The 14,631-nt window shown below is 60.2% G+C and carries 14 protein-coding genes and 2 pseudogenes; 10 read left to right on the forward strand and 6 right to left on the reverse strand.

Going from position 1 to position 14,631, the window contains the following annotated elements; all coding sequences use genetic code 11:
* Positions 1–116: 116 nt before the first annotated feature.
* From NW809_RS00420 to NW809_RS00435, 4 genes and pseudogenes are all read right to left on the reverse strand, one after another.
* Positions 117–641 (reverse strand): NYN domain-containing protein, encoded by a 525-nt coding sequence (locus tag NW809_RS00420; RefSeq protein WP_011429486.1) that lies wholly within the window; start codon positions 639–641, stop codon positions 117–119.
* A gap of 147 nt (positions 642–788) precedes the next feature.
* A complete protein-coding gene (glyQ, locus tag NW809_RS00425; protein WP_011429487.1) occupies positions 789–1,775 on the reverse strand; it encodes a glycine--tRNA ligase subunit alpha in 987 nt (328 codons plus the stop codon).
* 45 nt (positions 1,776–1,820) lie between these two features.
* Positions 1,821–2,589 (reverse strand): annotated as a pseudogene (locus NW809_RS00430) (peptidase).
* A gap of 35 nt (positions 2,590–2,624) precedes the next feature.
* A complete protein-coding gene (locus NW809_RS00435; RefSeq protein WP_099812415.1) occupies positions 2,625–4,055 on the reverse strand; it encodes a DUF697 domain-containing protein in 1,431 nt (476 codons plus the stop codon).
* A gap of 176 nt (positions 4,056–4,231) precedes the next feature.
* On the opposite strand from NW809_RS00435, the gene NW809_RS00440 reads away from it, so the two are divergent.
* The 9 genes from NW809_RS00440 (at position 4,232) to NW809_RS00480 (ending at position 12,608) form a co-directional block, all read left to right on the forward strand.
* The gene (locus NW809_RS00440) at positions 4,232–4,516 is read left to right on the forward strand and encodes a DUF427 domain-containing protein (protein WP_011429490.1); all 285 of its coding nucleotides are present in this window, start codon (positions 4,232–4,234) and stop codon (positions 4,514–4,516) included.
* 119 nt (positions 4,517–4,635) lie between these two features.
* The gene (locus tag NW809_RS00445) at positions 4,636–5,154 is read left to right on the forward strand and encodes a TolB family protein (RefSeq protein WP_041438852.1); all 519 of its coding nucleotides are present in this window, start codon (positions 4,636–4,638) and stop codon (positions 5,152–5,154) included.
* Between the two features lie 34 nt (positions 5,155–5,188).
* Entirely contained in the window at positions 5,189–6,373 is a 1,185-nt protein-coding gene (locus NW809_RS00450) for an LL-diaminopimelate aminotransferase (RefSeq protein ID WP_414401304.1), read from the forward strand.
* A gap of 115 nt (positions 6,374–6,488) precedes the next feature.
* On the forward strand, positions 6,489–7,277 hold the full coding sequence (locus tag NW809_RS00455) for a hypothetical protein (protein ID WP_414401305.1): 789 nt from the start codon (positions 6,489–6,491) through the stop codon (positions 7,275–7,277).
* Positions 7,278–7,520: 243 nt separating this feature from the next.
* Positions 7,521–8,834 (forward strand): histidinol dehydrogenase, encoded by a 1,314-nt coding sequence (gene hisD, locus NW809_RS00460; protein WP_011429494.1) that lies wholly within the window; start codon positions 7,521–7,523, stop codon positions 8,832–8,834.
* Positions 8,835–8,883: 49 nt separating this feature from the next.
* A complete protein-coding gene (locus NW809_RS00465) occupies positions 8,884–9,708 on the forward strand; it encodes a hypothetical protein (RefSeq protein ID WP_041438096.1) in 825 nt (274 codons plus the stop codon).
* Between the two features lie 96 nt (positions 9,709–9,804).
* Complete coding sequence (locus NW809_RS00470) at positions 9,805–10,110, forward strand: hypothetical protein (protein ID WP_011429496.1); 306 nt, start codon at positions 9,805–9,807, stop codon at positions 10,108–10,110.
* Positions 10,111–10,134: 24 nt separating this feature from the next.
* On the forward strand, positions 10,135–11,325 hold the full coding sequence (locus NW809_RS00475) for a tetratricopeptide repeat protein (RefSeq protein ID WP_414401306.1): 1,191 nt from the start codon (positions 10,135–10,137) through the stop codon (positions 11,323–11,325).
* Positions 11,326–11,837: 512 nt separating this feature from the next.
* The gene (locus NW809_RS00480) at positions 11,838–12,608 is read left to right on the forward strand and encodes an RNA polymerase sigma factor SigF (protein WP_041438097.1); all 771 of its coding nucleotides are present in this window, start codon (positions 11,838–11,840) and stop codon (positions 12,606–12,608) included.
* A gap of 210 nt (positions 12,609–12,818) precedes the next feature.
* Here NW809_RS00480 and NW809_RS00485 read toward each other — a convergent pair whose 3' ends face one another.
* Both NW809_RS00485 and NW809_RS00490 read right to left on the reverse strand, forming a co-directional pair.
* Entirely contained in the window at positions 12,819–13,589 is a 771-nt protein-coding gene (locus tag NW809_RS00485; protein WP_414401307.1) for a hypothetical protein, read from the reverse strand.
* Between the two features lie 15 nt (positions 13,590–13,604).
* Positions 13,605–14,039: a transposase gene (locus tag NW809_RS00490; protein ID WP_414401308.1), complete on the reverse strand. Its 435-nt coding sequence runs from the start codon at positions 14,037–14,039 to the stop codon at positions 13,605–13,607.
* Between the two features lie 132 nt (positions 14,040–14,171).
* Here NW809_RS00490 and NW809_RS00495 point away from each other — a divergent pair.
* Positions 14,172–14,631: pseudogene (locus tag NW809_RS00495) on the forward strand (transporter substrate-binding protein); the annotation flags it as partial.

The following is a 14,631-nucleotide window of genomic DNA, read 5'->3' on the forward strand; positions in this document are numbered from 1 at the left end:
AGCAATTTTACCAAGCAGACTTTCTCTCAAGGCGGAGAAACCCGAAGGACCTCAGGTGGGTTGTGACAACTCCGCCGGGGAGCTGTGGGGCCAGCTCGAGAGTAGAGGGATCGGCCCTACTTATCCAGCTTCTCGATGTAGGGGCGAATGTCGTTGAGGTCGATGTAGCGATCGGTGGCATTGCGCAGCTCGCGGGCGATCATTCCTTCAGTGGAGACGACTGTAATCAAAGTGTTTTTGGAGCGCAACAGCTCAACGGCCCGCTCAAAATCGCCATCGCCGCTAAACAAGATGATCCTGTCGTATTGCCCAACCGTGTTGAACATATCGATGACGATCTCGATATCCAGGTTGGCCTTCTGGGAGTAGCGGCCAGAGTCTTCGTCTCGATACTCTTTAAGGATCTTGGTGCGCACCGTAAAACCCAAGCTGATCAGAGCATCTCGAAAGGCCCTTTGATCGTTGGGATCCTTGATGCCGGTGTACCAAAATGCGTTGACTAGCTCGACGTTGGGCTGTGACCTGACAAAATAATCCAAGACTCGGCGCGGGTCGAAAAACCAGCCATTTTTTTGTTGAGCATAAAACATATTGTTCCCATCGATAAAGATGGAAACCCGCGTGACGGGATGGCGAAACATAAAGATTTTTCTCGGAATAAAGGTGGACTGGTCAGGAAAAGAGGGTGAAAACGAGAGTGTCGATTATCCTAAGGTAAGGGTGGCCACGGCAGGCCAGCGCCTGCTGATACCGATCACCCATCATAGCGAAAACAGGGATCTTTTTCCCTAGCCATTAGCCCAGGCGCCTTTGGAGATCAGGGTGGGTTCCGGCTGCCGCAGGGCATAGCTGGATCCAGGGCGGTCGGCTTGGCTAACGTACAGCTCTGCCAATTGTCGGGCCAGGTTGCGGATGCGCCCAATGTAGAGGGTGCGCTCGGCTACGGCAATGACGCCGCGGGCATCGAGCAGGTTGAAGGTGTGGGAGCACTTGAGCACATAGTCGTAGGCGGGCAGGAGCAGCGACACCGCCAGCCGATCGGGAAGCACCTGTTTTTGCAGCTTCTGCTGTGTGGTTTCGATCAGGCGCTTGGCTTCAGCTTCGTAGAGGCGGAACAGCTCCAGCAGCATCTCGGGATCCGAATACTCGAAGTTGTAGTAGGACTGCTCCACCTCGTTTTGGAAATAGATTTGCCCATAGGTAATCCGGCCTAGGGAAGGGTGCTCACCCCAGCAGAGGTCGAAAACCGAGTCCACCCCCTGTAGGTACATGGCCAGGCGCTCTAGGCCGTAGGTAATCTCCACAGAAACGGGGCGACAATCCAGCCCGCCCACTTGCTGGAAGTAGGTGAATTGGGTTATTTCCATGCCATCTAGCCACACTTCCCAGCCCACACCCCAAGCCCCCAAGGTGGGAGATTCCCAATCATCTTCCACAAAGCGAATGTCGTGTTCTGCCGGGTCAATGCCCAGGGCCCGCAGGCTCTCCAGGTACACCTCCTGGATGTCGTCGGGGGAGGGTTTGATCAGAACCTGGTACTGAAAGTAGTGCTGCAGACGGTTGGGGTTTTGGCCGTAGCGCCCATCGGTGGGGCGGCGACAAGGTTCCACATAAGCCACCCGCCAGGGATCCGGCCCCAGGGCGCGCAAAAACGTGTGGGGGCTCATGGTGCCGGCGCCTTTTTCCAGGTCGTAGGGTTGCAGGATGAGGCAGCCTTGCTCCCCCCAAAACTGCTGCAGGCGAAAGATCAAGTCCTGAAAGGTGTGGGCTGACATACCAAGGGCTGAGCAGGGATACCTTATCCTACCAATCTCCCCCCCTCAGTCGATCAGCTCTTCTTGATCGGCATCCGCTGGGTCTGAGTGGTTCCACTCGATGGGCGGCATTTGGTCGAAGGCTTGTTTGAGGGCGCTCTCCCAGAGCTTGCGCATCTTGGCCAGGTAGGGATCCCCGGTGCGCAGGCGCAGGCGCTGGGAGACTTTGAACTGATCCGCTTGTACCATCACTAGGTCGATGGGGGGGCCGACGGAGATGTTGGATTTCATGGTGGAGTCGATGGAGAGGAGAGCACATTTGGCCTCGTCCTCCAGCGAGGTTTCGTAGGAGAGGGTGCGTCCAGGATGGGCTTGCCGTATTTGGTTTCCCCCACTTGCAAAAAAGGGGTTTCTGGGGTGGCTTGAATGCAGTTGCCCTGGCTGTAGCTCAAGAAGAGGGCCGGCTCCTCGCCGCAGATCTGTCCTCCCAGCAACAGGCTGCACTGGGCGTCGATGCCGTCTTTTTCCAGCCAGGGTCGGTCTTGCTCCTGGATGTAACGAATTTTGGATCCCAGGTAGCGGGCCACGTCGTAGAGATGGGGAAACGTGTGGAGATTGGCACTTTCCTGCTGGCGCAGATCCCGCTGCACTTCGGTTAGAACACTCTGGGTGATGGACAGGTTGCCAGAGTGCAGATCAGGATCACCCGTTCTTCGGGCACGGAAAAGTCGAACAGCTTCTGATAGGTGGAGACATAGTCCACCCCGGCGTTGGTGCGGGAATCTGCCGCCATCACCAAGCCAGAACGGGTGAGGATGCCAAAACAGTAGGTCATGGGTGCAAGGGGCTCGGCTTCTCGACTGTAGGATCTCAAAGCAGCGCCGAACCGATTTTGCTGCGGATCTCTTCCCGGAGGCGCGCGGTAATGGAGGTCTCGTCCAAATCGGCCAAAATTTGGGCAATGGCGGCTTTGGGCCCTTCTGGCCCCCAACTGGCTCCTTGGGCCAGGTAGCGACGGGCCGCCTCCCCGATGGCGTAGCAGGAAAACCCGGCCAAGACCGCTTGCGTCAGGGCCACCGAACCGTAGGCCCCTAGGGAGAATCCTCCAGCGAAGGGCAGGGATCCCCCCAGCAAGGTTTTCAGGGATCCCAGGCCCAAGAGCGCCACCCATTCTCCTGCCCCCAGGCTGAGCATGCTGAGGACGATCTTCTGCAGCAGTTGTGCGGCTCCCGCGCTGCTCATGGGCCAGCCATAGAGGCGGGACAGGCGCAGGATCAAGGCAATATCCAGGGCCAGCCCTCCCAAGGTATCGAGCAGGGTAACGGGGTTGAGGGCAACGGCCAGCGCCTTGGTGCGGGCAGCGGCGGCGATGAGGTCTTGGGCTTGCTGGGCGCGGCTTTGCAGCTTGCGCTCGATGACCTGTTGGTTGACGCGATCGGCAAACAGGAGGGCATTCAAGGCCAGCAGGGAGCGCCCCTCCCGGTGCAGCACCTCCAGGATCTTCAGGCGCAGGGCGTCCACTTGGGGGGGGCCGATCTCCATCTCCACGCCGAAGCTGCCATCTGGCCTCTGCACCAGCCGCGGCACGCGCGGGGAGGCCGCCACCATGACGATCTCGTCGGGAGAAAGAAGTTGCCGCACCCGTTCGTTGCGGATCTTGTCGTAGATGGCCTGGCGATCCGCCTCCGGGTACTGGTCGATCTTGTTGAACACCAGCAGCATGGGCTTGCCCGCCTCCCGCAGGGCCGCCAGGGCCTCAAACTCCACCCGCGTCAGATCCCCGCAGACCACAAAGAGGATCAGATCGGCCCGCTGCGCCACCTCCTGGGCCAGCCGTGCCCGCTCCTCGCCGTCCACTTCATCCAGGCCGGGCGTGTCGATCAGCTCCAGACGGGATCCCTGCCAGTGACTAACCTGAACCGACTGCACCGAGGCAGGGGGCAGACGGGATCCCTGCAGGGCTGCTGCAGAGAAGGGGGATTGGGGGCGGGTTTCCCAACTGATGTTCCAAGCTGCCGCTTGCTGGGTGCGGGTAATGCCGTGGGTGGGCCCCGTCTGGAAGACCGGCTCCCCCAGCAAAGCATTGAGCAGAGAAGATTTGCCCCGCCCCACCAGGCCAAAGGCAGCGATGTGGATCACCTCGGTTTCCAGCTTGTCCAGCAGCGTCTGCAGGCTCTCCAGCTCCCCTTCCAAACCCGCCATCTCCTGGGGGCTTAGATCCAGTTGAGCCACCCACTGGCGCAGGCTGCGCTTGGCTTGCTGGTAGTTGAGGTCATCTTCTAGGGTGTTGCGGCGAGCCATGGCAGTGACGCTCAATAGCAGTGGAGAACAGCCCGGCAGGGGCGGGTGTCAACCCTCAACGACAACGATGACGATAAGCAGAAACGCTAATCTCAAAGAAAGGCAGTTGGCCTTGCCGGGATCTGCAACTTTAAAAATAACGTTGAGAACTGGGAGTTTGCGACAGGAGGTTTTTCATGCCGAGGGCCATCTGGAACGGGGTGGTTGTGGCGGAGACCGACCGCTACGAAACCGTGGAAGGCAACATCTATTTTCCGCCGGAATCCCTGCGCTGGGAATACTTCCAGCCCAGCTCCACCCACACCACCTGCCCCTGGAAAGGACAAGCCAGCTACTACACCCTGGTGGTCAACGGCCAGGAGAACAAAGACGCCGCCTGGTACTACCCGGATCCCAAGCCGGCTGCAGCCAACATCCGCGGCTACGTGGCCTTCTGGAAGGGCGTCGAGGTAGAACTCTAGCCGAGCCGAGTTGCCAACTGAGTATGATGGAGAAGAATTGGAGGGGCAATGCAATGCTGACCGATGGCCAGATTCCACGCAGCCCAACCCGCTGGGCAAGCAGGTGGTGTTGGGCCGGCTTGAGCCTCCTGTTGCTCGGTTGTGGCCCGGCAGGGTTTCGCACGCCGCGCCCCACGCTGGCCGGCAGCGGCCTCAACAGTATCTTCCCCGATGGGGAGCCCTCCTTCAGCGGGGATGGTCGCTACCTGGTGTTTTCCTCCGCCCGCGGCGGCAGCCAGGATATTTTTCTCTACGACACGGTGGAACAGCGGCTGGTGGACTTGCCCGGCCTGAATTCCAGCGACGTGGCCGCCACCTCGCCCGACATCAGCGCCGACGGCCGCTACATCGTTTACGTGTCCAATGCGCTGGGCAAATCGGAGATTTTTCTCTACGACCGCCAAACCCGCCGCGTTGAGAATATCAGCAGCCGGGTACCGGGAGATGTGCGCAACCCCACCATCAGCGGCGATGGCCGCTTTATCGCCTTTGAGAGCAACGGTCGCGGCCAGTGGAACATCGAGATCTTCGACCGTGGCCCGGCAGCGGCCACACGGCCCTCTGCCCCCAGCTCTTCTAATGCCGGCAGCAATCCCTAAGGGGATTCAGGAATAGCCAACCGGGACTTGTCGCATGCTCGCTGCCTTCGCCCAACGACTGGAGCCGCTGCACTCCAATGTCTTTGACCAGCTAGACCAGGCCAAGTGGGAGGCGCGCCGGTCGGGCTTGGATGTCATCGACCTTTCTTTGGGCTCCTCAGACCTGCCCCCGCCCCCGGAAGCGCTGGCAGCCATTCAGAGGGCCCTGGCAGATCCCTCCACCTATGGCTACACCCTGTTCCACGATACGGCCGAGTTTCGCGCCGCCTGCGCCCAATGGTATCTCAGGAAGTTCGGCCTGGAGATCGACCCAGAAACTGAGGTGCTGCCGCTGATCGGATCCCAGCAGGGAACGGCTCTCCTACCGCTGGCCCTGCTCAATCCCGGGGATGTTGCTTTGATCACCGACCCGGGCTACCCCTCCCATGGGGGCGGGATCCATCTGGCGGGCGGGATCCCCTACTATCTGCCCCTGCGGGCGGAAAACCGCTTCCTGCCCCAGTGGGATGAGATCCCGGCGGAGATCTGCCGTCGGGCGCGGCTGTTGGTGCTGAGCTATCCCCACAACCCCACCACCGCCACCGTCACCCCAGAGTTTTGGCAGGAGACGCTGCAATTTTGTCAGCAGCACGATATCTTCCTGGCCCATGACTTTCCCTATGTGGACTGGCGTTTCGACGGCCAGGTGGCTCCCTCGGCGCTGCTGGCGGATCCCGGCAAGACCCGCACCATCGAGTTCTTTTCCCTCTCCAAGTCTTACCACATGGGGGGGTTCCGGGTGGCCTATGCCATCGGCAGCCGCGAGCTGATCCGAGCTTTGCGCCTGGTGAAGTCCACCATCGACTTCCACCCCTACCAGGGCATCCTGCGGGGGGCGGCGGCGGCCTTGGCAGCTCCCGACAGCTTTTTGGATCACTGGCGGCAAGTGTACCGCGAGCGGCGAGATATCGCGGTGGCGGCTCTGCACCGCATCGGCTGGCCCGTGCCCCTGCCGGAGGCCACCATGTACCTGTGGGCGCCTTTGCCGGAGTCGTACCGCGGTTCCTCGGCCCAGTTTTGTCTAGACTTGGTGCGGGCCACCGGCGTTGCCCTGTCTCCAGGCTCTGGCTTTGGCCCCAGTGGGGAAGGCTACGTCCGCTTTGCCCTGGTGGCAGAGGGATCCCGTCTGGAGGAGGCGGTGGGACGGATCGAGGCGTTTTTGTCCCGGTGCATTTCCTAAATCCCAAACATCAATCCCAAACATCGAGCATCCAGCTCTCGGTTGGTTGTGCTCGCCCACCCTCGGGCAATCTAAGTCAGGATAAGAGTAAGAGTGTTATCCAAGTTGAGTAGGCATGGAGAAGGAAACGCTCGACAGTTTTTTGTCCATCCGTGGGGTGATGGGGGTGGCGCTCTTGAGTCGGGCAGGTCGCCCTTTCTTCTACCGCTCTTTTCAGGATTTGGATAGCCGACAGCAGCAAGCCCTTACCGAAGGGCTGTTTCAAGTTTTGCAGACCATGCCCCCAGGACTTGACTATTTTGACTTTCAGTTTGCCGAGCAGCGGGTTTTCGTTTACCCCCTTGGGCCGGAATGGGCGCTGCTGGTGGCGGTGAATGACGAGCTGGTGATGCCGGTTTACACCTTGGCCGTGAACCGCCTGCGAGCCGAGCTGCAGCAGGATACGCCAAAGGGCTTGGCCACCTTGCGCCTGTTGACCAGCCAGGCGGAGACGGGTCGGAACCTTACCCAACCCAGCTCCACCCTAGCAGAAGGCAAGCCCACACCAAGGGAGGAGGCGACCCAGCCGGCAGCGACAGGCAGCCGCATGGAGATGGATGTCTTCGTGCAATCTCTCAATCGTCTTTGCCAGATCACAAGCGGCTATTTGGGCAAGGCGGTGATCGTCAACTATTGGAAGGCGGCGCGGCAGGAAGTGGTGGAACGCCAGGGATCCTCAGCCGAGTGGCTCCATCAGTTCGAGATCGAGCGCAGCGGACAAATCCACTACAAGGGCACCCTCAAGGAGCTGGACGAATCTCAACAAAAGGTGCTGCGGGACTGGGTGCTGGCTTTTTTCCGCCGCTGCGAAGAGGTGATCCACGATTTTCGCAATTTAATCAAATCGGCGGAATTGCGCTTTTGACATGCTCCCTAAGGCCACAACACCCCCGCCCCGCAAAGGCTGGGCGGCTCTTGGCCGCGGAAAATCCAGGCTAAGCTATGACCATAGCCACCGTGGATCACGCTAGGTGCAGACGGGATCCCTGACCGAGGGTAGCTCCTCTGGTCACTGCGAACCGGTGCAGCGAGGATCTGCTTTGCTACCGCGATGCCACCGGATCCCTCGCTACCATCTGCTTACGGCACGCTAAGCGAAGGAGTTGCCATGCTGAGAATCGTCACCCAGCTAGCTGAGGCTGAAGCCGAGCTTAGACGGATCTCGGAGCGCACTCAGGCTGACCAGAACTTGCACCGCGAGGCAACCGTGCGGGAGATCCTACAAGCGGTACGCCGCCAGGGGGATCGCGCTCTCCTGGCCTACACGGCGGAGTTCGACCAGGTGGAGCTGAGCGTAGCCGAGCTAAAGGTGTCGGGGGCTGAGCTGGAGGCAGCCTACCAGGCGGTATCTCCGCAACTGCTATCGGCCCTGCGCTTGGCCAAACAGCGCATCGAAGCCTTTCACCGGCAGCGGGTGCCCAGCAGTTGGGTGAGCTTTCCCGGCCCCGAGATCGTCTTGGGCAAGCAGTACCGCCCGGTGGATCGCGCTGGCCTCTACATTCCAGGAGGGCGGGCCGCCTATCCCAGCACGGTGTTGATGAACGCCATTCCGGCCAAGGTGGCGGGGGTGCCCGAGATTGTCATGGTGACCCCGCCGGGATCCGACGGGCTGGGGGGCAAGGGGATCAGCCCGGCTATTTTGGTGGCCGCCCAAGAAGTGGGCATCCACACCATCTATCGCGTCGGCGGGGCCCAGGCTATTGGGGCCTTGGCCTATGGCACCGAGACCATCCCCAAGGTGGACGTGATCACCGGCCCCGGCAACATCTATGTGACGCTGGCCAAGAAGCTGGTCTACGGCACGGTGGGGATCGACTCGCTGGCGGGGCCTTCCGAGGTGTTGATCATCGCCGACGAGAGTGCCAATCCCCTCTACGTGGCTGCCGATCTGCTGGCCCAAGCGGAGCACGATCCCTTAGCAGCCGCGATCCTCCTGACCCCCGATCCCAAGCTGGCCCAACAGGTGCAGCAGGCTGTAACCACCCAGATGGAAGCCCACCCCAACCGTCTGCTGGTGGAGAAGGCGGTGGCCAACTACGGCCTGATCGCGGTGGTGCCGGATCTGGCCACAGCGGTCAACTTGTCCAACCAGTTTGCGCCGGAACACCTGGAGCTGCAGGTGGCGGATCCCTGGGCTCTGCTGGATCCCATTCGCCACGCGGGGGCGATCTTCCTGGGACACTACACCCCAGAAGCGGTGGGAGACTACCTGGCCGGCCCCAACCACACCTTGCCCACAGCGGGGGCGGCCCGCTACGCCTCAGCGCTGGGAGTGGAGACCTTCCTGAAGCACTCCAGCCTAATCCAGTACGGCTCGGCAGCCCTGCAGGAGGTGGCCGGCGCGATCCAAGCTCTGGCGCAAGCCGAGGGGCTGCCCGCCCATGGCCAGTCGGTACAGGTACGGCTGGCGGAGGAGCACTAACCTAGCCTAGACAGGGCTTGAACCGCAGTGAAGACGGAAGGTGGAGCAGATGGGGAGCCGGCTCAGGCAAAACTGGCTGGGGCAACTGGGGGGAGCCCTTGTGGCGGTTTGGATCGTCTGGGCGGAGGGGAGCGCCGCCTGGCCGAAGGACATAAAAGACATAATGTCGGCTGCCCCCGAAGCAATCTCTTCTCCTGCCTTGCCCATCCCGTGGGAGTGGGTATACGACTTGCAGGAGCAGGCGCGGCAACGGCAGTGTACGCTGGTGGGCCTGTTGCGCAGCCGGCCCCTGCCGGCCCCGGATCCCCAGTGGCAGGTGTACACTCGTCTGGATTTGGTTGCCACGCCTCAGACCAGTCGGTTGACCAGTGTGTTGTTTGCCAAGAACACTCGTACCCAAGCCTTGCAAGTGATCTATCAAGCTGCGGCGTCTGTGTACGACCCCGTTGAGCCATTGGATTTTGCCATGATCCTGCCTCTGGCCTGGCAGGACAACACCCTGCTGGCGCGGGAGTACGCAGGCTGGTTCCAGACCGACTTGAGCTGGGATCGGGCGGTGATCTGGCCCTTGCCCGCCGACTCGAACAGGATCCCACCGGTACAGGTTTGGGAGCCACCGCCGGCCCTGGGGTATGCCGAGCTGCTGGACTGGGATCCCCAGGCGCGAGGGCGGGTGCTGTTTGCCGTGGCCGATAGCCTGGAGGAGGTGCCGCGGCTGGTGAGCGTTGGCCCTGGTCAAGACTTGCTGTTGCGAGGGACGGCACCGCTGCCAACCTCCGAGCCTCCTCTCCCGCAAAAGGGCTGGACCAGCGCTACCCTCGCAGGGTCGGTACCCATTTGTCATGCCAACAACTTTGGGCTAAACATCAGGTAGTTCCTCCCCAGGGTTTTGGAGCTGCCGCCGATCTTTGGGGTGCTTAGGAGCCGAGGGGAGGATCTAGAGCAGCCCCTAGCGGGAGAGGGAGTAAGCATGCCTAGACCCCAAGTACGACGCGGCTGGCCTTTAGAGGCCTTTGTGGGCGATGTTATTGTCTGTACGCTGGAGGGATCCCATCTGGATCAGGTGACGGAGATCCGGATCAGCCCGGCGGGCAAGGGGATCCGGGTTAGCTTCGGGGATCCCTTGGGGCGCTCCCAAGAGCCGGTGCAGGCCACTGCCGAGGCGCTGACTGTGACTTTTGAGATCGATCCCAGCACCTACCCCGGCGAAAAGCGCATCGAGCTGATCTCGCCGGCAGGGCCCAGCGATCCCCTGCCGTTTTTGGTGATGATGTAGAGGCGCGCAGAGGGGAAGTGAGTCATGGCGTTGGCAACTGCCTCGACCGACTTGGGCGCGCTGCTGCTGGGAGTGGGCCTGTTGCTCCTGGTGGGAGGCTGGGCCTGGCGGCTGCGGCGACAGCAGCGAGCTGCTCCCCCAGACTCGACAACTGTTTTGCCGGCAACGGCGATTGACCTCTCTGCCCTTACGGCGGAACAGGCGGCCCAACTGCAGCCCTTCGAGCAGGCGGTGGGAGATCGGCCGCGGGATCCCATTGCCTGGTACAACCGCGCCACCACCCTCGACCAAATGGGGCAGGCCCAAGCCGCCCTGGCCAGCTACGACCGGGCCCTGCAGCTGAAGCCGGATTTTCCCGAAGCCTGGAACAACCGCGGCTCTCTGCTGGACGATCTCGGCCGTCACCAGGAGGCGCTGGCCAGCTACGAGCGGGCTTTGCAACTGAGGCCGGATTTTTTCGAGGCCCGCTTTAACCAGGCCAACACGCTGCGGCAACTGGGCCGCTACCAAGAAGCGCTACGCGCCTACGAGCAGGTTCTCACCTTCCGCCCCGACAGCGGGGAAGCCTGGCATCTGCACGGGCTGACCTTGGCCTCCTTAGAGCGGTGGCAGGAGGCGGTGAACAGCTACGACAAGGCCCTGGCCATCAATTCCAGCGATCCCCGGGTTTGGCAAAGTCGCGGGCTGGCCCTGGTGCACCTGGAGCGCTACGCCGAGGCTCTGGCCAGCTATGAACGGGCTCTGCAACTGGGATTGGAGTCGGCCTCTCTCTGGGCCGGCCACGCCCTCGCCCACCACCGCCTGGGCAACTGGATGGAAGCTCTCAACAGCTACGACCGCGCCCTGCAGCAGGATCCCCGGCGTTCTCAGATCTGGGTGCAGCGCGGCCTGGTGCTGATGGACTTGAACCTCTACGGGCTGGCCATCCAGAGTTTTGACCGAGCCCTGCAGATGGATCCCGACGATGCCGAGGCCCACTACGCCAAAGCCTGCTGCTGCGCCTGGGAAGGCCAGGTGCCCCAGGCCCTGCAAGCCTTGGAGCAAGCCCTGCGCCTGCAGCCGGAACGCTACCGCCCCTTGCTCGCCTCTGAGCCCTATTTCGACCTCATTCGCGGTGAGCCGAGCTTTACGGCCTTCCTGACAGCCCTCTCCGGCCTTGGAACCGACACGAACTCTACCTCCCTGACGCGAACGGCTCCATCCCCTGCTTCCTAGATTTCTTCTGAGGTTCCAAAGTGAGCCAGCAGCAGCAATCCGGCGATTCCGCCAAATGACGGAGAGAAATTCGGCTCTTTTGCTGAAGAAAGCTGCTGATTTTCCGTAGGGATGCTGTTGCTTGCGGCGGAAAACCCAGTAAGCTAAGAACGCTCCAGCTCCTGGCAGATCTCGGAGGCAAGCTGTGTTCTTGTTAACATCTGGTAGCATTTTCACGGCTACAACCTGATACTGTCTGCCTGCAAGCTTCTTCGCGGTTGGTTCCAGCAGAAGTCTGGCCTAGGGAGAATGGGGGTCGCCTGGCATCCTCTGCCTTTGAGTTGTTTGGGTGCTGAATCCAACCTTGAATGGCTTCAGCTCAAAAAGAAAAAAAGTAGTTGTCTATGCTAACGGCTCCTCAGCAGCCTTCTCTCGACGACTCCGAGCCGCCGGCGCCATCGACAGCCGCGGCTCCCCTGTTTTCTGCCAAAGCTGGTGCTGGGGATTCTGGATCCGGAGCTGTGGGTGCGTCTATGGCATCCAAATATGAAGATGTTAAAGCTCAAACTGCTGCACTGTTGCGACTCTACCACCAGACTCGGGATCCAGCCCTGCGCAACCGGCTGGTGGAAATAAACCTGGGCTTGGTGCGCAAAGAAGCCCACCACTGGCGTAACCAATGCGACGAAGGATACGACGACTTGGTGCAAGTGGGTTGCATAGGGCTCATCCAAGCCATCGAGCGCTTCGATATCAGCCGCGGCCTGGCTTTTAGCTCCTTTGCCATGCCCTACATTCGCGGAGAAATTCAACACTACCTGCGAGACAAAAGCCCAACAATACGGATCCCACGCCGCTGGGCGACGCTGCAGCGACAAGCCAAGAAGGTGATCGCGCGCCTGAGACAAGAATTGGGCCGTTCTCCTTCTGAGGCGGAGGTGAGGGAAGCCCTACAACTGACGGAGCAGGAATGGCGAGAGCTGGAGCTGGCCCAACAAAACAGCCTTTTGCTCAGCCTAGATGCTCCCGTACAAGTTGAAGAAGACAGCGTTGCTTTGGGGGATACCATTCCCGATCAGCGCTACCGCAGCTTTCAACTGGCCGAAGAAGATCGCATCCGCCTGCAAAATGCCTTGGCCAAGCTGGAGGAGCGCACCCGACAGATTTTGGAATTTGTTTTCTTCTACGACCTCACCCAAAAAGAAACAGCAGAGCGGCTGGGGATCAGTGCCGTTACCGTTTCCCGACAGGTCAAAAAGGGCCTGGAGCGCTTGGCTAAGCTGCTGAGTCAGGACATTTTTTAGGGCATTGCCGAGAAGGAAGATCCCTGGGCTTCGCGACAGTCTCCAGCGCTTTTCCAGGCAGATCTAAACCCTCTCCCAAAGTGGAGATCAAGGCGACAAAGAGCCTCACAACGACTTTCCCGTAGTCCAAGGCTTTGGTTACTTCAATATCAGTGCAGTATCCTGGTCGAAATAGCTGTAACTTGTGTCTTCGCTTTAATCTTTTTTGTCTTAATCTTTTTTGTCTCGAGCTTTGTCTGAAGCTTGATCTTTGTCTTGGGAACAATTTGCTCCCCGGTTCTGCAGTTGGCTTAGTTGGGAGCGCACCTGCAAGGCAATTTGCAAAGCAGCATCCAAAAGCTGCGACTGTTCGCTGGCCTGTTCTCTTAGCTGGAGCGCAGTCAGAGCTGCCAGCTCGTCGCCGAAGAACTCCCTTTGCTGCTCAATAAAGTCTTTGTTCTGCCGCAAGATCCGTTCAGTTTTCAAGGCGCGGATTAGGTCGCTGCGAGTCCGCTTCAGAGTCTCGATGATCTGATCCCGCTGGGGCAGCTTGGCCTCAGGATTGCCCGCCTCTACCAATTCATCGTTGATGTGAATGGCTTGAATGAGCCGATTGTAGCGATCTACTTCTTCTAGCAAGTTCAGCAAGAGCGGCATGCGGCGGCTGCGGAAAATCCAATAGGCTTGGCCCAAAGCGGCAATGGCTGCCAGGATTCCCCATTCCACCAGCCAACTTTCCCAACTGCTGCGCAGGCCAGGGATCAAAATTCGCCCCACCAAGGTCAGCAGGGATCCCCCTGACCAAAAGGTCAAGAAACGGCAGAACAAATCCAGCACCAACAGCAGGCCCAGTAGATTCCAAAAGGCGGAGAACTGGCGCAGCCGGTCTTTCCAGCGACGGATAGGCCGAGGTCGGTACAGCCAGGCTATGGGTACCCCAGAAAGGTTTTCCACCAGAAAAGGGGAAATGACCAGCTCTTGTAAATCCCGCCGCATGGCCATGGACTCTGCCAAGGGCTAAGTTTTCCACCCAATTCTACTGCCGGCACCTGAGATCCTGCTGAGATCCCTTCTCAGGGGTAAAAGCTGGCCAAAGAGGAGACAAGCAGGGTGAGTAGCCCAACTACGCCAACTGAAGGCACCTCTGGTTGAAGCGGAAAACTTTGCGGTCAAGTCGCGATTTTTGTGGGTTTCTCTTCCGCGGCCCAAAGCGGGTCCATGTCCATAACGCCGGAAAGCCCAGTCCTCCGTGGCCCTCAGCATCACCACCGTGGCCAGATTCACCAGGCTCCCCTCGCCGGGGAAACTCCGCCGCTTCACCTCACGGATAAGCCGCTCCAGCACATTGGTGCTCTTGATGTGCCGCTGGTGGACCCCGGGAAAGTCCAGGTAGGTCAGGGCCTCCCCCAGACCCTGGGCAAACACCTCCACCGCCCGCTTAAACCCGTACACAAACGCTTACACATAGCATACTGTCAGCGAAGTATTGGCTAACTGTATCGTTGCATACTGTCAGCTTGGCTAATGCAACTTTATGCTTTCCACTAGGGTCGGACCTGAAGTCCGACTCGGAAGGAGGAACACATGGGAAAAGGCTGGAGGTTACTAGGGGTACTGCTAGGGGTACTGGGGGTGGTTAGCTTGGTGGGTCTGAGCCTCGCCCAAGGCCTTGCCCAAGGCGAGGTCAAGGTGGGCGTACTCCACTCCCTTACCGGCACTATGGCCATTAGCGAGGTAACCGTCAAAAACGCCACCTTGCTGGCTATAGAGGAGATCAATGCCCGCGGTGGGGTCCTGGGGCGGAAGCTCATCCCGGTGGTGGAGGACGGAGCTTCGGATCCTGCTACCTTCGCTCAGAAAGCTTAGAAGCTTATCCAGCAGGACAAGGTGGCCACCGTATTTGGCGGGTGGACCTCTGCAAGCCGGAAGGCCATGTTACCCGTGTTTGAACGTCTGGGCAACCTACTTTGGTACCCTGTCCAGTTTGAGGGCAATGAGTGCTCCCCAAACATCATGTATACCGGGGCACAACCCAATCAACAGA

The organism is Synechococcus sp. WC101 (assembly GCF_047461555.1).
Classification (GTDB): domain Bacteria; phylum Cyanobacteriota; class Cyanobacteriia; order Thermostichales; family Thermostichaceae; genus Thermostichus.

Bases quoted from the DNA above. Each gene is read 5' to 3' on its own strand.
- NW809_RS00420 (WP_011429486.1), bottom strand. From the start codon at position 641: ATGTTTCGCCATCCCGTCACGCGGGTTTCCATCTTTATCGATGGGAAC.
- glyQ (WP_011429487.1), bottom strand. From the start codon at position 1,775: ATGTCAGCCCACACCTTTCAGGACTTGATCTTTCGCCTGCAGCAGTTT.
- NW809_RS00435 (WP_099812415.1), bottom strand. From the start codon at position 4,055: ATGGCTCGCCGCAACACCCTAGAAGATGACCTCAACTACCAGCAAGCC.
- NW809_RS00440 (WP_011429490.1), top strand. From the start codon at position 4,232: ATGCCGAGGGCCATCTGGAACGGGGTGGTTGTGGCGGAGACCGACCGC.
- NW809_RS00450 (WP_414401304.1), top strand. From the start codon at position 5,189: ATGCTCGCTGCCTTCGCCCAACGACTGGAGCCGCTGCACTCCAATGTC.
- NW809_RS00455 (WP_414401305.1), top strand. From the start codon at position 6,489: ATGGAGAAGGAAACGCTCGACAGTTTTTTGTCCATCCGTGGGGTGATG.
- hisD (WP_011429494.1), top strand. From the start codon at position 7,521: ATGCTGAGAATCGTCACCCAGCTAGCTGAGGCTGAAGCCGAGCTTAGA.
- NW809_RS00465 (WP_041438096.1), top strand. From the start codon at position 8,884: ATGGGGAGCCGGCTCAGGCAAAACTGGCTGGGGCAACTGGGGGGAGCC.
- NW809_RS00470 (WP_011429496.1), top strand. From the start codon at position 9,805: ATGCCTAGACCCCAAGTACGACGCGGCTGGCCTTTAGAGGCCTTTGTG.
- NW809_RS00475 (WP_414401306.1), top strand. From the start codon at position 10,135: ATGGCGTTGGCAACTGCCTCGACCGACTTGGGCGCGCTGCTGCTGGGA.
- NW809_RS00480 (WP_041438097.1), top strand. From the start codon at position 11,838: ATGGCATCCAAATATGAAGATGTTAAAGCTCAAACTGCTGCACTGTTG.
- NW809_RS00485 (WP_414401307.1), bottom strand. From the start codon at position 13,589: ATGGCCATGCGGCGGGATTTACAAGAGCTGGTCATTTCCCCTTTTCTG.